This is a genomic window from Pedobacter sp. JCM 36344, assembly GCF_046546555.1.
Classification (GTDB): domain Bacteria; phylum Bacteroidota; class Bacteroidia; order Sphingobacteriales; family Sphingobacteriaceae; genus Pedobacter.
Window position 1 is genome coordinate 58,361 of the sequence record NZ_JBKHKK010000005.1, and the last position, 21,251, is coordinate 79,611.

Genomic DNA, 21,251 nt, shown 5'->3' on the forward strand with positions numbered 1-21,251 from the left:
TGTCAACTCCTAATTAAAATCCACCCAGCTGTTGAGCAATACTGAAGTGAAACTGGCCTTTATTCGCATCTGGCAAACCAGGAATCTTATCAAATCCGTAACCATAATCAATTCCCAATAGGCCAAATATCGGTAAATATATTTTTGCTCCAACACCAACTGAACGTCTGATGTTGAAAGGATTGAAATCACTAAACTTATTCCAGGTATTACCACCCTCACCAAACGCAACAACAAAGGCCGTTGCAGATTGAGTCGCGATGACAGGATACCTCAACTCTATAACATACTTGTTGAAGATCGGACTTCCTGAGTTCTGTGCAATGCTTGGATTAGAACCCACCGGTATAACCGTATTGTTTGCATATCCTCGCATAGCGATCAACTCTGACCCTTGCAGGAAGTCAAATCCCTGCATACCGTCACCTCCCAATTTAAATCTTTCAAAGGCCGACTGCCCAACCGCCTGGTTATATAATCCCAGGAAACCAAATTGCGCCTGTGCTTTAATTACGAACTTACCCGCCAACCTCTGGTACCACTGAGATTCGAACTTCCACTTGTGGTACTCCGTGAACTTATAACGCTGTTTATCTGATGCTGTTGCGTAGTTCAAATTATTTAACAACGAATATGGGGGTGTCGCCTGAATGGTAAATCTAAAAATCGAACCATCAGTAGGAAAAATAGGACTATTTCTGGAATCCCGGCTGATCTCCTGTGTTAAGTTGAAGTTATATGATGTACCCGTGCTAAATAAATACCCAGGATAATTGTTCAAGATATACTGTTGAGCATTGATAGAGTGCGTTAACTGGAAATAGTTATCGGGGAAATTCAAAACCCTACCAAGACTCACAGTAACGCCATTCAACCGAATTTTCCGCATCTTACTAGTACTTCCAGAAAATCCATTAGATTGCAGTGAGGTAAATGCGCTCACTCCAAAGCTGACAGGCTTTTTACCGCCTAACCATGGCTCAGAAAAAGAGAAACTATATGACTGGTAGTATTTACCGTTAGTCTGACCTCTTAAACTCAGCTTCTGTCCGTCTCCTTTCGGTAAAGGACGGTAAGCCGAAGCATTAAACAGATTTCTCAAAGAGAAGTTGTTAAATGTTAACCCCAAGGTTCCAATAATGTTACCACCACCAAAACCACCTGACAATTCGATTTGATCAGAAGGTTTCTCTTCCACTAAATATTGAATATCAACTGTACCGTCAGCGGCATTGGGTTTAACGTCAGGAACAGTTTTAGATTCATCGAAGTACCCAAGTTGACCAAGTTCTCTGATAGTACGTATTAACAATTCTTTAGAAAACTTCTCACCAGGTTTAGTCCGAACTTGTCTCATTGCAACCCTGTCGTGCGTAATGGTGTTTCCTTTAATACTGATTCTGTTGTTAGTGTACTGAGGGCCTTCAGCGATGCGCATTTCTAGCTCAACAGTATCATTGTAAATTTTGGTCTGAACTGGCTCAACATTGAAAGTCAAATATCCATCGTTAAGGTACAAGCTAGAAACATCATCTCCTGCAGCAGAACCCTTTAATTTTTTATCTAGTTTTTCTTCACTAAATACCTCACCTTTCTCGATACCTAAGATCTTAACCAGGAGTTCGTCATTATATTTTGCATTTCCAACCCAAGTAATGTTACCGAAGTAATATTTTCGGCCTTCAAATACGTCTATGTCTATCCCAATGGACTTTTCATTGTAACGGTAAATGCTATCCTTCACTAGTGCGGCATCGCGGTAACCACGTGAATGCATACCCGCAACGAGCTTAAGTTTATCTTCGTCGTACTTCTCTTTGTTGAACTTACCGGAACCAAATACTTTATAGAAAGCCTGCTGTTTTGTTTTCTTTAAGAACTTACGAAGCTTTGCTGAAGAAAAATCCTTATTACCTGTAAAGTTGATGTGATGAACCTTGACTTTATCACCCTTATTAACAAAGATCTGTAAAACCATCCCGTTTTCTAGATTTGGATCCGGAACAGTTTTATATTCCACAGAGGTAAAGAAGTATCCTTTACCTAAAAGATACTTCTTTATGGTAGCTGTTGTGGCATTATAAAGGTTCTCATTAATAATTGCCTTGCCCTTTTTTTCGTTTATCTTTTCAAGAATATCTGTCTTTTGAGACTTACTTAAACCATTTAATTCGAACGTACTCAAACGTGGACGTTCAATTACTGCTATATCGAAGTAAACCGTATCCGCTTCGATTCTACTAATGTCTAATTTTATGTCGTCAAATAATCCTTGAGCCCAAAGCGCTTTAATAGCATTTGATGTTGCTTCACCTGGCAATGTAATGACTTCACCTTTGATTAATTTCGACAGCGTTACAATAACATCTTTATCTATAAATTGAGTACCACTAATTGTAGTACCGCCAATAATATATTCCTTTGGGTTAAAATAATCAATATCGAGGCCATTAACTTTTAAGCTGGGCTGTGCAGGCGTTGTCTGAGGACGGGAGATTTGTGCCATTGTCGGTAACCCAATCAATAACAGAAATATAAGTTGATATATTCTTTTCATTTACAATCTAAAAATCGATGCTAAGTTAATTTAAACACATGTTAAAAAGTGTTAAAGTTAAAATTAGTTCAATTGTTCACTAATTTTACCAAAGCGTCTTTCGCGCTTCTGGTAGTCTACAATAGCCTCAAAAAGGTTTTCTTGTCTAAAGTCTGGCCAAAGCGTATCGGTGAAATAAAATTCCGTATAAGCCATTTGCCAAAGCAAAAAATTGCTGATCCTGTGCTCTCCACTGGTGCGGATCATCAACTCCGGATCCGGCATATTTATAGTCGTAAGCTGGGCAGCAAAATTCTCTTCATTGATATTTTCAACAGTAAGTTGTCCGTCCTGAATTTGTCTGGCAAGTTTTTTAGCAGCGTTAAGAATCTCCCATTTTGCACTGTAACTTAATGCTAATGTCAAGGTACATCTTGTGTTACTGGCGGTCTTGTCCATTGCACTCTTCAAATCATCAATACATTTTTGGGGGAGAGAGGCAATGTCACCTATCGCATTCAAACGGATATTATTTTTGGTAAGGGTAGGTGTCTCCTGGTTGATGGTTGATATCAATAATTCCATTAAAGCGTTAACTTCATCAATTGGTCTGTTCCAGTTCTCTGTTGAAAAAGCATATACCGTGAGGTACTTGATACCAATGTCTGCACAGCCCTCCACAATATCCTTCACCGATAAAACACCAGTTTCATGGCCGAAATGTCTTATTTTCCCTTGATTTTTAGCCCATCTGCCGTTGCCATCCATTATGATTGCCACATGTTCCGGAAGACGCGTAAGGTCTATTTGTTCTTTGAATCCCATTTACCGTGCAAATATGCCTAAAATGTATAACATTTTTGAGACAGAAAGGTAAAAGATATGCCAACACCTACAAACATATAAGAATCTCTTTTTCTAAAGTCACCTCGCTGAGTGGCGGGAGTACCCACTCCACCAGGATCTGACAACATTACTTTCACTGCGATTTCCTCACTAGTACCGGTGAAAGCAGTCCTCGGATAACTGTCACTTACATCGTCAATATAATCAGTAAAAGCAGTTCTGTAGCCAACTTGGGTGAATAATCCCCAATTATCCTTCAACCTAAATTTCGTGCCTACACCATAAGGAATAGCTAAAGCAAAATTACGGTAACTTCTACTTTGTCCCTCAGTCATGTAAAATCTCAGCCTATACCACTCGTTATCATCAGTAGCAGGATCACGATAAACACCTTTCGGACTAAAAAATAAAAGCCCTATTCCCGTAAATATATATGGAGTGAATCTTTTCGTGCCTCCACCGGCATAATATTCAAGGAAGTTAAATTCCATCTGCAGACTAAGCTCATGTAAATCGCTGTTAAAATTTAAGCCTCGCATCTTGAACTGTTCATTACTGCTTTTTAGATCGTCAGCTTTAATCCTTCCATAGTTGTAATGCACACCAATAGCCCAGTATGGATCCAGGTTTCCCTTAAGATAGGCACCTGCAGATATCCCACTTATCTTGAAATTATTGTCCTGATTCAAATCCCCAATATATCCCGCACCTCCTGCCCCAACGCCTATTTCAAGAACCTGCGCATGTAAGCCAGAAGCCATCCCCATTGAGATAAGAAGTATGAAAAGTCGAGCTTTATATGACATCTAGTAATTCCGGGTATCTATTCCCCAAAGTAATTTGTTTCTTAATGTTGTTAGATAACTCTCATTATTCAAACGGATCAAATTTACATGAAATGCAGCTTTATTTAAAGTTATTTTAACTGACCTATTTACCGTCTCCGTCCTCGAGTCACATGAAACCAGAAACTTGGAACTCCTTGCCTCTATTTCAAAAGTCAAGGACACATCATCAGGGATAATTAGAGGCCTTACATTTAAATTATGAGGCGCAATCGGCGTAATCACAAAATTTTGTGAGCTTGGAAATATGATAGGTCCCCCGCAACTTAGTGAATATGCTGTGGAACCGGTCGGAGTAGCGATAATTAAACCATCTGCCCAATAAGAGTTCACAAATTCATCGTTCATATACGCATGAATAAGCATCATCGCCGAATTATCTCTTCTATGAATAGTAATATCATTCAGCGCGAAGTTCTCGTCTCCAAAAAGTCGCTGCGTTGAGTTTATACTAATTAAAGTCCGCTTATCAAGTGTGTAATTCTTGTTCTGTATTGCCTCAATGGCGAGTTTGATTTCGTCTTTATTGATACTGGCAAGAAAGCCCAGGCGACCAAAGTTGATCCCGATCACAGGAACACTAGAATCTTGCACCAGCGCCAAAGTATCCAGCAAAGTGCCGTCTCCTCCCAAACTGATCAAGACATCTGCCTTGCCCCTTAGCTCTCCATGTGTCTCAAACGTGATAATATTTTCAGGGAGTTTAATCCTTTCATTTATAAAGTCGAGATACTTTTTATATACGAATACAGGGGTATCATAGTGTTGCAAAACATTGAATACTTCCTGAACGTACGGTAAGACACTGTTATTGAATTCCCTGCCGTAAATCGCAATCATCAATTATACGTTTAAATAATTCATAAAAGAATTAAATCTGTCTTCGGTCCCGTCATCGGCAATCGTGTTATTAAAAACGGCTTTCACTTGGTAATTATAGCGTTCAAAAGAAGATATAATGCCAGAAAGCTCCGTCTTATTGATTTTAAGAGTTACTTCTAACCTCGTAGAATCCGGGAAAGATTGCACATATGAAGACAGGATCTGTGCATTATCGGCCTCGACTATCTGGGCCATGTGAGACAATGAATTATTTCTGTTGCTGATTTCCAAAACAATGATCCCACCATGTTCTTTCACAGCAAATATTTCTGAGGTATACGCTAGAACATTGTTTATTGAGATCATTCCAAGATAGTTTTTTTTGTAATCTAATACAGGTAGTATGGATAGATTAAGTTGATTAAACACCCTGATAATATCATAGATATGTGCGTCTTCATAAACGAAAGGGCTTGTTAAGGGAAGAGTTAACGTATCCATCGCCTGCGTCACATCTCTGACCTCAATCAAATCTTCTTCAGCCACAAGACCAACAAACAGACTCTCATCTACGATCGGTAGATGGTAAAGTTTAAACTCAATCATCCTTTCTAACGACTTCTGAACACTGTCCGAAGGCTTTAGTGGTGGTATCAAATTGGATATGAGTTCGGATGCAACCATTTATTTCAGTAAAATTCTATTTAGAAACTTTTCTAAATAATCGTTAAATATTTCTGGTCGCTCCATCATCGGTGCGTGACCACAAAGGTCTACCCAGTTCAGTTCCGAATTAGGCAATAACTGGTGAAACTCGTCAGCAACTTCCGGAGGGGTCACCTTATCTTGTTTTCCCCAAATAAGAGAAACTGGTATGGTGATCCGTGATAACTCTTTAGACATATTATGACGGATAGCCGATTTAGCAAGCGCGAGTATTCTGATTACTTTTGAACGCTCGTTGACAGTTTTAAAAACTTCATCAACAAGTTCCTTTGTAGCGGTGGCCGGATCATAAAATGTAAACTCTACCTTTTCCTTGATATAATCATAGCTCTCTCTCCTTGGAAAAGACCCACCAAATGCATTTTCATATAATCCAGAACTTCCCGTCAGCACCAATGCCTTAACATGTTCCTGATGTGCGGCAGTAAAAATCAAACCAATATGCCCACCTAGTGAATTGCCAATCAATACGACTTGTCCCAGCTTTTTGTGTTTAACAAAGCGATGCAAATATTTGGAAAGACTTTTAACACCAAGTGTCAGAATTGGAAGTTCATACAGCGGCAGTATAGGAACAAGTATGTGGTAATGATTCTTAAAATGATCAATAACTGGTTCCCAGTTGCTGAGCTCGCCCATTAATCCATGAAGTAATACCAGGGTCTCACCTTTTCCGGCTTCAACATATTTAAACCCATTGTCTTCGATTACTTCGTATTTCATTTGATTCAGGTAAGTATAGCCCCTAAGTTAGTAGACTAAATTTAATTTACTATAAAAAAAGCACTAATTATCAGTACCGTTTAACCGCATCACAATTTATGCCAATTGTTCTTTAACAATTTCTGCAATCAGCTTTCCATCGGCCTTGCCAGCCAATTCCTTATTTACCAAGCCCATAACTTTACCCATCTCCTTAACAGAACTGGCTCCTGAAGTCCTAATAAGATCAGCTACAATAGATGTAACCTCAGCACGATTAAGCTGCTGGGGCATGAAACTACCAATTACCTCGATTTCCTCCTCTTCGATCAAGCTTAAATCCTCACGATTTTGCTGCTTATAGATATCTGCAGACTCTCTACGCTGCTTTAATAAGCGTTGCAATATTCTAAGCTCAGTTTCTTCAGTAACTTCTTCTGTAGTACCTTTCTCGGTTTTAGCCAACAAAAGCGCAGCTTTTATCGCTCTTAATCCACGTAGTTTTACCTGATTTTTAGCAAGCATAGCTTGCTTAATTTCTTGATCTATTGTATTCGATATCATATATTCGGTATTATCTAACTCTTATTAATAATTGTTGCCGCGGCCTGTGCTGTCGGCATTATAAGCATGTCATTAATATTTACATGAGCTGGCCTACTCACAGCAAACCAAATTGCTTCAGCAATATCATTGGCAACTAATGGCTCAAACCCATCATACACTTTTTTCGCCCTGCCTTCATCACCTTTAAATCTCACAACAGAAAATTCCGTTTCTACCATACCCGGGTTTATAGCGGTTACTTTTATCCCATGCGGCAACAGATCAATTCTCATTCCTTTATTTAACGCATCAACCGCGTGCTTGGTCGCACAGTAGACATTACCATTTGGATATACCTCCTGTCCAGCAATTGAACCAATGTTTATGATATGCCCAGCTTTTTGGTCAATCATCCAATTGGAAACTATTTTGGTGACGTATAGTAATCCTTTCACATTTGTATCGATCATCGTATCCCAGTCGCTGATACTACCTTTATCAATAGGATCCAAACCCTGGCTAAGTCCGGCATTATTGATTAGCACACTTACCTCTTTAAGGTTCGAAGACAAGCCCTCTAATTTATAGGAGAGATCTTCCTGATCCTTGACATCAGCCAATACTGTTTTTACTTCAATCGCATATTTATCAGTTAAGCGCTTACTAATATCAGAAAGCAGATTTTCTCTCCTCGCCACTAATATAAGGTGATAACCTTGCGCGGCGAATAAATGAGCACAAGCAGCCCCGATACCTGATGTTGCTCCCGTAATTAATGCAATTTTTGCCATAAGTAGATAGTATGAATATTTAAACAAATTTATACTTTTTTTGAAAGTACAGCCTACTCGAAGAATAAACTGAAAGTCACATGACGTAGCATTAACCGATCAATCGGAGCAGCATAGCGTGTAGGCTCATCGATGAGCATATTATTAGTAGCATAGGAAAGTTTGATTTCAGGTGACATTTTAAAATATTCAAAATACAAATCTAACCCAAACCCAGCTTCGTAAGACAAATACTTGCGCTCATTGTTTAACCATTTTTCCACAGGATCAGTCACCAATGCATTGTTGGTTTTCTTCCTTGAAGAAATATCTGTGGAATATTTCAAGCCCCCCAGAATATATGCCCGATAATTGTTCCTGCGATTAGACTTTATCTTGATCCCGACAGGAAACTCAACCAAGGTTGTTTGTACTTTTTTAATGTTATCATCATCAGCGATAAAGTATTGATAATCAACAGAACGATCATTGAAAACCAACACGGGTGTAAACCTAACGTCCGCATTCTCCCCTAACCTTTTATTTACTACAAAGCCAATTCCAAATCCTGGAGAAGGTGTAGAAGAAATAGATCGGAGTGATGAAGTCGGTTCAACCAAACCCTCTGGGTCTACAAAAGGATCCTGCCAGTTTGCCTTTTTTAAAATCTTATATTCGGACGAAATGTATTGGAATGTAAAACCAAAATGTAGCGGCTCGTCATCTACCCCACCGCCCCAATTCTGAGCACTGGAAGCAGTTGCGAGTAGCAAACATAAAACCAGGAACCTAAATCTCAACTTCATTTAATTACTTTGTTCCGGTATAAATTGCACTTACACCAAAAGTTAGTCTTCTGTCACCAGCAGATTTAAAACCTACTTTAGACATCAGGTTCACAAAATCAGCGCCATCTGGAAATGCAGCTACAGATTCCGGAAGGTAAATATACGCCCGCTCATCCTTAGAAAATAACTTACCAAGCATTGGAGTTATATGCTTGAAGTAGAAATTATAAACCTGCTTTATCGGAAAAGCACGTGGCCTAGAAAATTCAAGAATTACAATCTTTCCACCCGGCTTCAGCACACGGTACATGTCAGACAAGCCCTTTTCAAGATTCTCATAATTTCGAACGCCAAACGCCACAGTGATGGCATCAAACTTATCATCTTCGAAAAGCAGACCCTCAGAATCACCCAGGGCCACAGAAAACACTTGCTGCAGATTGCGCTCAGTGATCTTCCTATTTGCAACATCGAGCATCCCCTGGGAGATATCAACACCAATGATCTGATCAGGTTTCAATATCTTGATCGCCTCAAAGGCAAAGTCACCGGTTCCCGTCGCCACATCCAATATCACCTTTGGTTTATTAGAAAGAAGCTCCTTGATTGCCTTTTTACGCCATATGATATCGATACCGAGAGACATAAAATGATTTAGAAAATCATAAGTACCAGAAATATTATCGAACATACTTGCAACCTGCTCTTTCTTAGTTGCAGTTTTAGAATGATACGGAGTAATGTTTTCGTTCATAGTTAGCGCCAAAGATAAGTATTGTTGAAAACTAATTTTCTACCTTTGTCAAATGATTATAAAATCGGCAACATTTATTTGTAGCAATACAAAGGTTTCTGCCTTGCCAACCGCTAATATGCCAGAATATGCATTTATAGGTCGCTCAAACGTTGGCAAATCGTCCCTCATAAACATGCTGGTAAACCAGCATGGACTCGCCAAAACCTCTCAAAGACCAGGTAAGACACAATTGATTAACCATTTTTTAATCAATGAAAAATGGTATATCGTCGATCTTCCGGGATATGGCTACGCTAAGGTTTCTAAAAACAGTCGGGAAAACTGGGAAAAGTTCATTAGAAATTACATCACCAAAAGAGAAAGCCTTCAATGTGTTTTCGTATTGATAGACAGTCGAATAGAACCTCAAAAAATAGATCTTGAATTTTGTTGCTGGATGGGAGAAATCCAAATACCATTTGCCCTAGCATTCACCAAGGCCGACAAACAGTCGCCTGTAAAAACAAAACAGAATGTAGAGGCTTTCAAAAAAGCCTTGGGCGGTTGGTTTGAAGAAATCCCTCCTTACTTTATCACTTCTGGAGAAAAAGGGACGGGGCGCGACGAGGTTCTTCAATTTATAGACGATGTCAACCTTGACTTTGCAATGCCTATTTTAACACCTAACGAAGATTTTTAATCCTCAATAAATGAAAAAGTACTTCTCACTCGTACTATTTACACATTCGGTATTTGCGCTTCCATTTGCCATGATTGGCTTCTTCCTTGGCGTAGCCACAACAATTCAGCCTTTCAAGTGGTTATTACTAGTTTTGGTATTATTCTGTATGGTGTTCGCCCGAAATTCTGCGATGGCCTTTAACCGTTACCTGGATAGAAAGATTGACGCAAAGAATCCTCGCACTCAAATGCGGGACATTCCTGCGGGGATAGTATCAGCGAATTCCGCTCTTGTATTTGTGATTACAAACTGCGTTCTATTCGTGATAACAACTTTTTTTATAAATCCACTTTGCTTCTATTTATCACCAGTAGCGCTCTTTATAGTTCTTTTTTATAGTTATACAAAAAGATTTACAGCGTTGTGTCACCTGGTGCTCGGCTTAGGATTAGCACTGGCACCTATCGGTGCTTATATTGCGGTAACAGGATCGTTCAACATTGTCCCAATTCTTTATTCGCTGGCTGTTTTGTTCTGGGTAAGTGGCTTCGATATTATTTATGCATTGCAAGACGAAGATTTCGATAAAGCAGAGCATTTGCATTCTATACCAGCAGCCTTAGGTCGCAAGAATGCCTTAAACTTATCAGTCGTACTTCACGTAGGAGCCGCATTTAGCGTAATTTTACCCATACTTTTCACGGACTTCAGCTTTGTCTATTACATAGGGGTAGCCTTTTTCTGCGCAATGCTAATTTATCAGCACCTGCTTGTAAAACCGAACGACATCAGTAAAGTCAATAAAGCATTCGCGACCACCAATGGCTATGCTTCGGTAATTTTTGCCGTGTGTTACCTGGTGGACGCTTTCTTAAGAACAAATTCTATACTATAATATGATCGACCTTTATATACCTAAAAAGAAAAGAAATTACATTCCGCAAGAATTGGAGATGAAGTGGGAAACGTTGGAGCCAATACTTGGTGAGCTTTTAGCAAGGGATATTTCAAATGTTCAAGAGCTGGAGCAATGGTTAAGAGATAAAAGCGAATTAGAGGCGGCGCTTGAAGAAGATTTTGCATGGAGATATATCAAGATGAGTTGCGATACTACTAATCAATCTCTAGTAAAGGATTTCCAATATTTTGCTACTGAAATTGAACCTAAAATATCCCCTGTCGCCAATAAGCTCAATCAAAAATTTAATGATAGTCCTTTTACAGACGGACTTGACCAGGATAAATACTTTGTTTTTATTCGCGCAATTAAGAAATCAATTGAATTGTATCGAGATGAAAATGTTTCGCTGTTAACAAACCTGCAAGTAGCTCAGCAAAAATATCAAGCCATTACAGGTTCCATGAGCGTAGTCATTAACGACCATGAATATACTTTAGAGGAAGCTGCAAATTTCTTGAAGGACATTAGCAGGAAAGTCAGACAACAGGCTTGGGAAAACATCCAGAAAAGGCGTCAATTAGATAAAGACAAGCTAAACGTGTTATTCGATGAACTCATTGCAATGCGCCATAAGGTTGCATTGAATGCGGGATTCGAGAACTATCGCGACTATATGTTCCAGGCATTAGGAAGATTTGACTATACTCCACAAGATTGCTATCACTTCCATGAAGCGATAGAAAAACAAATCGTTCCAGTGTTAAGGGAACAGGCAGAAAAACGGGCTGAACTGCTTGGCCTGGAAGAATTGAAACCTTGGGATATGGAAGTAAGCACAACGGGGAAACCTGCGCTCAAACCGTTCAAAAACGGCGAAGAACTGATCGACAAAAGCATCGCTTGCTTCAATGCCATCAACCCTAAATTGGGACAAATGCTTGCGATAATGAAGTCTAATAACTTATTCGATGTCGAGAGCAGAAAAGGAAAAGCTCCAGGAGGATATAACTATCCGCTGGCAGAAACCGGTGCGCCATTTATTTTCATGAATTCAGCAAACTCTTTGAGAGACCTGACCACGATGGTGCACGAAGGTGGCCATGCTGTTCATACTTTTCTGACTGCAGATCTTGAGTTAAATGATTTCAAGCATTGTCCATCAGAAGTAGCGGAATTAGCTTCCATGAGTATGGAATTGATTTCTATGGACAATTGGCATCATTACTTCGACAATGAAGAAGATTTGACGAGAGCTAAGAAAGAACAACTTGCTGATGTTTTAAAAACATTGCCATGGGTAGCTGTAATTGATCAGTTCCAACACTGGATCTACACCAACCCGGGACACAATGCTGCCGACAGAGAAGAAGCATTCAAACAGATCTACACGCGTTTCGGAAATGGTTTTACCAATTGGGACGGCTTAGAGAACGAGTTCGCGAACATATGGCAGAAACAACTGCACCTCTTTGAAGTGCCATTTTATTATATAGAATATGCAATTGCCCAACTTGGAGCAATCGCGATCTGGAAAAACTACAAAGAAAATCCTGAAAAAGCGTTACAGCAATATCTTGACGCCCTTTCATTGGGCTATAGCAAGCCCATCAACGAAATATACGAGATTGCAGGGATCAAATTCAACTTCAGCTTAAGTTATGTGGAAGAATTAACCCATTTCGTTAAAGATGAATTGCAGAAACTAGGATAGTTAACAAGTATTTATTTAAGTTTGACTATTCCAACCGACTTTTTATTAATATTCTATGTTTGAAAAACTCTTTCGCAAGAAATCAATAACAAAAATTCTCGCAGATGCCGAAAAGGGATATGGAGATCATAGTTCTTCCTTACATAAAACATTAGGAGTACGAGATCTCACCGCATTTGGAATCGCAGCAATCATCGGCGCTGGTATTTTTAGCACAATCGGTAAAGCAAGTGCAGACGGAGGTCCGGCAGTAATCTTTCTTTTTATATTTACAGCAGTAGCCTGTAGTTTCGCAGCCTTTGCCTATGCAGAATTTGCTTCTATGGTTCCTGTATCTGGTAGTGCTTACACTTATTCCTACGTCGCCTTTGGAGAGTTGGTTGCATGGATCATCGGTTGGTCACTCATCATGGAATACGCAATTGGCAACATAACTGTAGCCATATCCTGGTCGGACTATTTTACTGGGCTACTTTCATCTATAAGAATACCCGCCCTGAATATTGATGGCATTAACCTGCCAAATTGGATAACTATGGATTATCTTTCCGCTTTTAATGGTCATAATCATGCGGATGCCCTGATCAATGCAGGTAAAAGTTATGCTGATCTGGACGATGTTACCAGAATAGCAAACAATGCATGGAACACTGCCCCTCAAATTGGAAGATTCCACATAGTAGCAGATTTACCTGCTTTGGCCATCATTATCTTCATTACCTGGTTGGTTTATCGTGGAATGAAAGAATCCAAGAATGCCAGCAATGCGATGGTAGTTGTCAAGCTTGCCGTGATCCTTCTGGTATTATCCGTAGGTGTATTTTATGTCGATACTTCCAACTGGAACCCATTTGCACCAAACGGGGTGTCTGGAGTCTTAAAAGGCGTTTCGGCTGTGTTCTTTGCATATATAGGATTTGATGCCATTTCAACTACTGCAGAGGAATGTAAAGACCCTCAACGTGATCTTCCCAGAGCAATGATGTGGGCAATCATTATCTGTACCGTCTTATATGTGGCTATTGCCTTGGTTCTTACAGGAATTGTGAATTACAAACTATTAGCTGTTGGCGATCCCTTAGCGTTTGTTTTTGATCAGATCGATCTGAAATTAATGAGTGGAATTATCGCTGTAAGTGCGGTGTTTGCAATGGCCAGTGTGCTATTAGTTTTCCAAATGGGACAACCACGTATCTGGATGAGTATGAGCCGCGATGGCCTTTTGCCCAAAGCTTTCTCTAGAATACATCCTGTTTATAAAACACCATCATTTGCAACCATCGTAGTCGGTTTCGTAGTTGCGGTACCTTCATTATTCATGAACCTCACAATTGTAACAGACCTTTGTTCTATAGGTACCTTATTTGCATTCGTGTTGGTTTGTGCCGGGGTATTGGTGCTCCAAAATAAACCGGATATTAAGAGAGGAAAGTTTAAAATACCTTACGCCAACTCTAAATATATCATTCCAGTTGCTTTCATAGCTGCGATCATCTTTTCTTTGAACTTTTATAGAACTGAAACTACCGCCTTTTTATTCAACAAGCCTAAGGTTTACGAACCAGTGGCATTTCTGACATCATTAAACGAAGTCGAGCTGGCTACCGTAAAAAATGAGATCAAAGCAAATCAAGTTAAACTTCACCAAACTGGTGAAAGCAATGATGCAGAACTTTACCTGAATAAGTTATCCGCGGATCAGTACAATCAATTTATGACTGGCTCTCAATTGAGGACAGAAAAAAGGTATGAAAGTGGATTTGGCTTGTTTAAACACAAGATTCCAATGTGGATTTTTCTGATTATTTGCACAGTTATAACCTATTACTGTGTGGCAAAAAACCTATCTTTAATACCAGTATTGGGCCTTGTAAGTTGTCTGTATATGATGTGCGAACTGGGGATATCCAATTGGATCGGCTTTGGAATCTGGCTACTTATTGGATTAGTTGTGTATTTCTTGTATGGCTACAAACATAGTAAACTGAACGCAGAATAGTCTAGTGAGCAAAAATTTGTAGAATATTTTCCCCGATCTGCATTATCTGTTTTTTCACTCTTTAGTGTGAAAATAATTTTCTATATTAGCCGTAATAATGAATATTCATTGAAAGATTGAATATTTAACAATCCCTCCTATTTATCCCTAAAATTGTTTGGTTGGAAACCTTACAATAATGGCTCCTCCCCGGAGCCTTTTTTGTGCTTATGAGAAGGCCGTTGCTTATTTTATACAGGCAACCTATTCAGTTCGATATCATCTGGGGTAACGAAGATTAATGGAACTTTCTCTACATCTACGTAGCTAGAATCCAAACCGAAACCCTGCTCTTCAGAAAGACTTAGCTTTTTTAGTATAAAGTAGTAATCCATTATAGTGCGCTCATAGAAGTTAAGTTTAGAAAATTTAGATAAGTGTTTCTCCAAAAGCACAAAGCGAAAATCCCCCGCTATCTTGTGCTTATTCAAAGATCTATATTGACTTGTGATGTCTACCTCGCCATTCTTAACAAGTTCTTCAATCACTTTTCTGTAAAGCAAATTCACACGTTGCTCAACCCTGAATCCTAACTTGAAATCGATTCTAATTAATTTACCGGGAATCAGAAACTCAACCTTATAATCCCTTGTGTACGGCTCATCCACCACATCAACATGTACCAGCCAATATATGTCTGCGCGCTTTGGTTTCTTCTGAATAATGGAATAAATGATTTTCGATTCAATTTCCGTCTTAAAGTTCGCACTGGTGAGGTATACCAGTTGCGAGGAATATTTTGGTACCGATTCATCACCACTAAGCTCATTGATGATCTGATAGTAGTCCTCAATTTCCACATATTTAACAAACCGATTCTTGATCTTACGGGCAACGTACCAGCTCCGCATGATGGTAAAAAGAAAAAATCCAATAAGAACGGTAACCCAACCTCCATGGAAGAACTTGGCCATATTTCCAACTAAGAAAGTAAGTTCAAGCAATAAATAAATACAAAGGAAAATCACAATAGCGTACATTGGAATTTTCTTGCGCTTCATATAAAAGGCGACTAGAATAGTTGTGGCTAAAAAGGTCAGGTTAATTGCAAGACCATAAGCACCCTCCATAGCTCCAGAACTTCGGAATATCAAAACGATACCTATACAACCCGCCCAAAGGATCCAATTAATTGATGGCACATAGATTTGCCCTTTCTGGTCGCTAGGATAATTGATCCTAACCTTTGGCCATAGGTTGAGCCTAACTGCCTCCGCGATCAAGGTAAATGAACCTGTGATCATCGCCTGACTTGCAATTACTGCCGCGCAGGTAGCAAGTGCCACCATAAACAAAAGGTAATCGTTTGGAACAATTTCGAAAAAAGGATTTAAGCTAGTATCATAGTTGCCATGGTGAATAGCCCATACTCCCTGGCCGAGGTAGTTAAATATCAACGTTGCTTTCACAAAGATCCAGCTTACCCGAATATTTCTGCGACCGCAATGACCCATGTCCGAATACAGCGCTTCGGCTCCGGTAGTACATAAAAACACCCCTCCAAGGATTAGAAGAGCCATTGGATTATTTACCAATAAATTGTAAGCATAGTATGGATTCAGCGCTTTTAAAATGGTTAAATCCTGAAGCACATACAAAAATCCCAGTACCCCGAGGGTTCCAAACCAGAGAAACATTACCGGCCCGAATAGCTTACCTACCAGATCGGTTCCAAACCGTTGGATAACAAAAAGCACAGTAATAATGGCCAGTACTATAGGTATCACACTTACTGTAGGGAACTTCAATTGCAGACCTTCAATTGCCGAAGTCACTGTAATACTTGGCGTGATGATTCCATCTGCAAGAAGCGCACAACCTCCGATAACTGCGGGGATTACTAACCATCTCGATCGCTTTCTAACCAAGGAATAGAGTGAAAATATTCCGCCCTCGCCCTTGTTATCGGCCCGAAGGGTAATTATGACGTACTTTAATGTCGTCTGCAAAGTAAGTGTCCAAATGATACATGAGAGCGACCCTAAAACCAGGTTGGCATCTACGATTTGTCCTCCCGAAACAGCTGAATTAAAAATAGCTTTCAGTGTATAAAGCGGCGAAGTACCTATATCTCCATAGACAATACCCAAGCTGACAAGAAGACCTCCCGCAGATAGGGTACTTAATTTTTTATGACTCGTCACAATAATTTAAAATTTAATGCAAAATTAGATTAAAATCAGCCAAGTATACTGGACAAACCTCCTTTCCGGGATTACCGCGGAATTTATAGGGAAACCTTGATGGAGCTCGAAACGTAATAACTTGTTAAATATTGTTAAAAGATCAAACATTGAACAAAAACGTTGATTTTTTTGTTTATTTATTTATATTTTTGAGCGCATATATATGAGTGTAAAGCCAACTATAACGCTTCTTCTGAACATCTTTTGCTTTCTCAGCATCTGTATGTCGCTTAGCTTTACTGTTTTTGCTCAAAAACCGGATAGCTCAGCCAATGCCATCAGGTACAAAAAATTGTTTAGTACCCCACAGATTAAAGGATCCGTTCAAAGTTATAGGCCGAAATACAATTTCGGATTTATACCGTATCCGGAAGTCTCTGCAACTTCAAAAACTAATACCTCTTTGACCATTAAACAGGATAAACTGTTATCGGTACTAAAAGTTTATCCCAATCCTGTTGAAGATCAGGTCAACCTAGTGATAAAGATGGATCGCGAGTCTAACTTCTCTGTAAAGATCATGGATCTTTTAGGGAATGAGGTGGTTACTCTTGGCAATGAACGCGCCGCGGCGGGAGAGCAAACTAAAACTTATAACATTCCAGAACGTCTGAACCCTGGAATTTACTTTCTGAAAATCATTTCTGGCTCAGAAACTGTTGTAAAGAGAATTTCTGTTCTATAATAGAATTACTACTTTCGTAAAAACACCATTCATGAAGATTATTGCTATAGGACGCAACTATGCTGCGCATGCTAAAGAACTTAATAATCCTATTCCCGGTAAACCAGTTATTTTCCTAAAACCGGATACCGCACTTTTGAAAGACAACAAGCCTTTTTATATTCCTGACTTTTCCAATAATATCCATTTCGAGCTGGAAGTAGTTTTAAAGATATCGAAAGAAGGAAAACATATTGCGGAGAAATTTGCTTCTAAATATTACCAAGAAATAGGATTAGGTATCGATTTCACAGCAAGAGATATCCAGACAGAACACAAAGAAAAAGGACTACCCTGGGAACTTGCCAAAGCGTTCGACAACTCTGCCGCAGTAAGTAGTTTTGTTCCGAAAGAGGGATTTTCTGATTTAAGAAATCTAGATTTTGAATTAAAGATCAATGACCAGATCAGGCAACAGGGAAATACCAGCTTGATGCTATTTTCCTGTGATTACATCATCCACTTCATTTCGAAATACATTACGTTAAAGAAAGGAGATTTAATCTTTACAGGCACTCCCGAGGGAGTCGGTCAAGTACATACTTGTGATAGGCTTCAGGGAAATCTTGCGGGCAGGGAACTATTGAACTTTGAGATAAAGTAGAACGAATGATAAAATTCAAATTGATTACAGTATTCCTTCTATCCATAGGCGTGCAAGCATTTGCTCAACAGATCTTTAGTGATGGTAAGTACCCTTTGGTGGATTTCAGACCGCCACTTAATATCACACCGCCGGCTCTAGCCGGATCATTCGGTGAATTAAGGTCAAACCATTTTCATTCTGGGATGGACTACCGTACCAATCAGCGTATAGGCTATCCTGTATATGCAATCGCAGATGGGTATATATCTCGATTAAGGGTTCAAAACAGTGGCTTCGGACTTGCGTTATATATTAATCATAAGAATGGCTTCACTTCTGTGTACGGACACCTTTCCAGATTCAACACCGCGATAGCCCGACAGGTTAAATCTATTCAATACCAAAAGAAGTCATATGAGATTGACGACTTCCCAAATGAACTTTCAATTCCCGTTCGCAAGGGTGATGTTATTGCATATTCTGGAAACACAGGAAGCTCTGGCGGGCCACACCTACATTTTGAGATTAGAGACACCAAGACTGAGGCTACAATTAATCCACAGCTTTTCGGACTAAACATTACCGATAATATACCGCCGGTAATTTATTCTCTTTACGCATATAAATTGAATAAACGACCTTTTAATGAGTTTACTCCAAAACAGACATTGGCAACTACTGGATCAGCAGGTAATTACAAAGCGGGTACCGTAAACCTAACAGGTGAAGTCGGCTTTGGAATCGTTACCGCCGATCGTCATAACGGTGCTTCTGGTCTAAATGGGGTTTATTCCATTGAACTATTACTAGATGAAAATCATGTTTTTACTTCTTCTCTCGAAAAGTTTGTATTTGAAAACAGCAAAGCCATAAACTCACATATTGACTATCCTACCTATTTATCTACTAAGCGAAGTATACAGAAAAGCTTTGTAGATCCGGGTAACCCGTTATCGATCTATAGCAATCTTGTTAACCGCGGTCATATTGAATTTAACGACGGAAAGCTTCATAAACTCCAATATATTGTTACAGATGGAAGCGGAAATAAAAGTACCTTATCATTCAATGTTCAGGCGGACGCTAAACCTGCGATTTACCAAGAAAATACAGCTTCCGAGACTGCACGTTTTCCTTATGATATCGAAAATCAATTTTACAATGATAAGGTAAAAGTGGTTCTCCCGAAGGGAACTTTATATAACGACTTAAACTTCATTTACAAGAGTTCAGCTAAGCCGGTTGGAAACGCGTATTCAGCAATCCATCAGATTCACAACAACCTGACCCCTTTACATGTGGGCTTTGAACTTTGGATAAATGCCGAAGACCTTCCTGAAAATCTAAGAAGCAAGGCGGTTATTGTAAGTTCGAGCAGAGCATCTCAGGGCGGCTATTTCGAAAACGGATATGTAAAAGCAAAACCACGTAACTTTGGAAGCTTTTTTATCTCGACAGATACCCTTTCCCCTGTCATCCTTCCGCAAAACATACACGACGGGAAAAGTATGGCCGGAATCAGTAAAATATCCTTTAAGATCAGAGATAATTTGTCGGGAATTCAAAACTTCAATGGCTTCATAGATGGTAAATGGGTACTTATGGAGTTTGATACGAAAACGGCTTCCCTTTGGCACACCTTTGATGAACAGACGGGGCCGGGTAAACATAACTTTGAACTCATAGTAAAAGACATGAAGGATAACAGCAAAACCTATTCAATTACATTTTATAAATAATTATAATGACTGAACTACAAGAAGGCCAAAAGGCTCCAGAATTTACAGGAAAAGATCAGGAAGGTAACGAAATTAGTCTATCGCAGTTTGTAGGCAAAAAGGTTGTTTTATATTTCTATCCAAAAGACGACACCCCTGGCTGCACCGCCGAAGCATGCGATTTTAGAGACAAATACGAAAGCCTTACCGGCAAGGGCATTGTAGTACTTGGCGTAAGTGTAGATGATGAGAAATCTCACAAGAAATTTGTTGCAAAGCACAACCTTCCATTTACCCTATTGGCCGACACCGATAAAAAGATTGTAGAAGCTTATGGAGTTTGGGCAGAAAAAAGCATGTATGGAAAAACTTATATGGGTACGAACAGGAAGACATTCATCATTGATGAACAAGGAAATATCGCGCACATTATCTCAAAGGTTGACACCAAAAATGCCACTAACCAAGTTTTGGAGCTTTTAAAATTGAGTTAAGCATTTTTTGTATTTTTGCAAAAAATAAAGAGATGAGTCTATATAAATCGAATGAAGACGTAGAGCTGCAAAGAGAAAGCTGCCTAATGGTAAGTAAAACCATTACCGAGGTCGCTAAAGTGATGAAGCCCGGCATAACCACTTTGTCGCTCGATGTTATGGCGGAGGCCTTTATCAGGGACAATGGAGGTCTACCATCATGTAAAGGTTATCATGGTTTCCCTTATAGCTTATGCATTTCGATTAATGAGCAAGTTGTTCATGGTTTTCCCGGACAATATGAATTAAAAGATGGCGACTTAGTTACTATTGATACTGTAGTTTATAAAAATGGATTTCATGGAGATCATGCCTATACTTTTATTATAGGCGAAACAAGTCCCGAAGTTCTTGATTTTGTAAGAATAACGAAAGAATCTTTATATGTGGGAATTCAACAGGCAACCACCAGCAACCGCGTGGGCGATATTGGCTATGCGATTGAGCAATATACTAATGGGCAGCATGGTTATGGTGTTGTGCGCGAGATGGTGGGGCATGGAGTAGGAAAAGAAATGCACGAGGATCCAAATGTTCCAAACTATGGTCGCCGTGGAACTGGAAAAAAGTTGCAGGAGAATATGGTGTTAGCTATAGAGCCTATGATCACAATGGGTGGATGCGATATCTACACACTTGATGATGGCTGGACGGTTGCAACTGAAGATGATTCTTTGGCCGCACATTTTGAACATAATGTATGTATAAAGAAAGGTAGTGCCGAAATTCTGTCTGATTTTAGTATCATTGAAGCTGCCGAGAAGGCAAATATCAACTTAAATAGCAGTTATTATTAGAAAAGGTCCTTAAGTCCTGAATCTTGCGCCCGCAAACGGCAAAGTATTAAATAAACAA

At 39.4% G+C, this 21,251-nt stretch carries 20 protein-coding genes; 9 read left to right on the forward strand and 11 right to left on the reverse strand.

Annotated elements, in window-relative coordinates; genetic code table 11:
• Positions 1 to 13: 13 nt before the first annotated feature.
• The 10 genes from ACHFIZ_RS06490 to ubiE all read right to left on the reverse strand — a co-directional run bounded on the left by ACHFIZ_RS06490 (position 14) and on the right by ubiE (position 9,335).
• On the reverse strand, positions 14 to 2,557 hold the full coding sequence (locus ACHFIZ_RS06490) for an outer membrane protein assembly factor (protein ID WP_410884031.1): 2,544 nt from the start codon (positions 2,555 to 2,557) through the stop codon (positions 14 to 16).
• 63 nt (positions 2,558 to 2,620) lie between these two features.
• Positions 2,621 to 3,361 carry an isoprenyl transferase gene (locus ACHFIZ_RS06495; RefSeq protein WP_410884033.1) on the reverse strand — a complete coding sequence of 247 codons (741 nt, stop codon included), beginning with the start codon at positions 3,359 to 3,361 and terminating at the stop codon, positions 2,621 to 2,623.
• Between the two features lie 17 nt (positions 3,362 to 3,378).
• On the reverse strand, positions 3,379 to 4,188 hold the full coding sequence (locus ACHFIZ_RS06500; protein ID WP_410884035.1) for a DUF6089 family protein: 810 nt from the start codon (positions 4,186 to 4,188) through the stop codon (positions 3,379 to 3,381).
• A complete protein-coding gene (locus ACHFIZ_RS06505) occupies positions 4,189 to 5,070 on the reverse strand; it encodes an NAD kinase (RefSeq protein WP_410884037.1) in 882 nt (293 codons plus the stop codon).
• Positions 5,071 to 5,733, reverse strand: coding sequence for a CBS domain-containing protein (locus ACHFIZ_RS06510; protein WP_410884039.1), 663 nt, complete (start codon positions 5,731 to 5,733; stop codon positions 5,071 to 5,073).
• Entirely contained in the window at positions 5,734 to 6,498 is a 765-nt protein-coding gene (locus ACHFIZ_RS06515; protein WP_410884041.1) for an alpha/beta fold hydrolase, read from the reverse strand. It lies immediately after the preceding gene.
• Between the two features lie 96 nt (positions 6,499 to 6,594).
• Positions 6,595 to 7,041 carry a GatB/YqeY domain-containing protein gene (locus ACHFIZ_RS06520; protein WP_410884044.1) on the reverse strand — a complete coding sequence of 149 codons (447 nt, stop codon included), beginning with the start codon at positions 7,039 to 7,041 and terminating at the stop codon, positions 6,595 to 6,597.
• 14 nt (positions 7,042 to 7,055) lie between these two features.
• Positions 7,056 to 7,814 (reverse strand): SDR family NAD(P)-dependent oxidoreductase, encoded by a 759-nt coding sequence (locus ACHFIZ_RS06525; protein WP_410884046.1) that lies wholly within the window; start codon positions 7,812 to 7,814, stop codon positions 7,056 to 7,058.
• Between the two features lie 53 nt (positions 7,815 to 7,867).
• On the reverse strand, positions 7,868 to 8,599 hold the full coding sequence (locus tag ACHFIZ_RS06530) for an outer membrane beta-barrel protein (protein ID WP_410884048.1): 732 nt from the start codon (positions 8,597 to 8,599) through the stop codon (positions 7,868 to 7,870).
• Positions 8,600 to 8,603: 4 nt separating this feature from the next.
• Entirely contained in the window at positions 8,604 to 9,335 is a 732-nt protein-coding gene (gene ubiE / locus ACHFIZ_RS06535; RefSeq protein ID WP_410884050.1) for a bifunctional demethylmenaquinone methyltransferase/2-methoxy-6-polyprenyl-1,4-benzoquinol methylase UbiE, read from the reverse strand.
• A gap of 52 nt (positions 9,336 to 9,387) precedes the next feature.
• On the opposite strand from ubiE, the gene yihA reads away from it, so the two are divergent.
• Genes yihA through ACHFIZ_RS06555 form a run of 4 tightly spaced genes read left to right on the forward strand, consistent with a single transcriptional unit; the run spans position 9,388 to position 14,610 of the window.
• Positions 9,388 to 10,017 carry a ribosome biogenesis GTP-binding protein YihA/YsxC gene (gene yihA, locus ACHFIZ_RS06540; protein WP_410884052.1) on the forward strand — a complete coding sequence of 210 codons (630 nt, stop codon included), beginning with the start codon at positions 9,388 to 9,390 and terminating at the stop codon, positions 10,015 to 10,017.
• A gap of 10 nt (positions 10,018 to 10,027) precedes the next feature.
• A complete protein-coding gene (locus tag ACHFIZ_RS06545; RefSeq protein ID WP_410884054.1) occupies positions 10,028 to 10,894 on the forward strand; it encodes a UbiA-like polyprenyltransferase in 867 nt (288 codons plus the stop codon).
• A gap of 1 nt (position 10,895) precedes the next feature.
• Entirely contained in the window at positions 10,896 to 12,611 is a 1,716-nt protein-coding gene (locus ACHFIZ_RS06550; RefSeq protein WP_410884056.1) for a M3 family oligoendopeptidase, read from the forward strand.
• 55 nt (positions 12,612 to 12,666) lie between these two features.
• The gene (locus ACHFIZ_RS06555) at positions 12,667 to 14,610 is read left to right on the forward strand and encodes an amino acid permease (RefSeq protein ID WP_410884058.1); all 1,944 of its coding nucleotides are present in this window, start codon (positions 12,667 to 12,669) and stop codon (positions 14,608 to 14,610) included.
• Between the two features lie 230 nt (positions 14,611 to 14,840).
• Here the strand turns inward: ACHFIZ_RS06555 and ACHFIZ_RS06560 are convergent, their stop codons facing one another.
• Positions 14,841 to 16,793: a KUP/HAK/KT family potassium transporter gene (locus ACHFIZ_RS06560; protein ID WP_410884060.1), complete on the reverse strand. Its 1,953-nt coding sequence runs from the start codon at positions 16,791 to 16,793 to the stop codon at positions 14,841 to 14,843.
• 205 nt (positions 16,794 to 16,998) lie between these two features.
• On the opposite strand from ACHFIZ_RS06560, the gene ACHFIZ_RS06565 reads away from it, so the two are divergent.
• Genes ACHFIZ_RS06565 through map form a run of 5 tightly spaced genes read left to right on the forward strand, consistent with a single transcriptional unit; the run spans position 16,999 to position 21,193 of the window.
• Positions 16,999 to 17,520, forward strand: a complete 522-nt coding sequence (locus tag ACHFIZ_RS06565; RefSeq protein WP_410884062.1) for a T9SS type A sorting domain-containing protein — start codon at positions 16,999 to 17,001, stop codon at positions 17,518 to 17,520.
• A gap of 31 nt (positions 17,521 to 17,551) precedes the next feature.
• A complete protein-coding gene (locus ACHFIZ_RS06570) occupies positions 17,552 to 18,163 on the forward strand; it encodes a fumarylacetoacetate hydrolase family protein (protein ID WP_410884064.1) in 612 nt (203 codons plus the stop codon).
• A 5-nt stretch (positions 18,164 to 18,168) separates the two neighbouring features.
• Positions 18,169 to 19,884 carry a M23 family metallopeptidase gene (locus ACHFIZ_RS06575; RefSeq protein WP_410884066.1) on the forward strand — a complete coding sequence of 572 codons (1,716 nt, stop codon included), beginning with the start codon at positions 18,169 to 18,171 and terminating at the stop codon, positions 19,882 to 19,884.
• Between the two features lie 5 nt (positions 19,885 to 19,889).
• Positions 19,890 to 20,357: a thioredoxin-dependent thiol peroxidase gene (bcp, locus tag ACHFIZ_RS06580; protein ID WP_410884068.1), complete on the forward strand. Its 468-nt coding sequence runs from the start codon at positions 19,890 to 19,892 to the stop codon at positions 20,355 to 20,357.
• A 32-nt stretch (positions 20,358 to 20,389) separates the two neighbouring features.
• The gene (gene map, locus ACHFIZ_RS06585; protein ID WP_410884070.1) at positions 20,390 to 21,193 is read left to right on the forward strand and encodes a type I methionyl aminopeptidase; all 804 of its coding nucleotides are present in this window, start codon (positions 20,390 to 20,392) and stop codon (positions 21,191 to 21,193) included.
• The last annotated feature ends 58 nt before the right edge of the window (positions 21,194 to 21,251 follow it).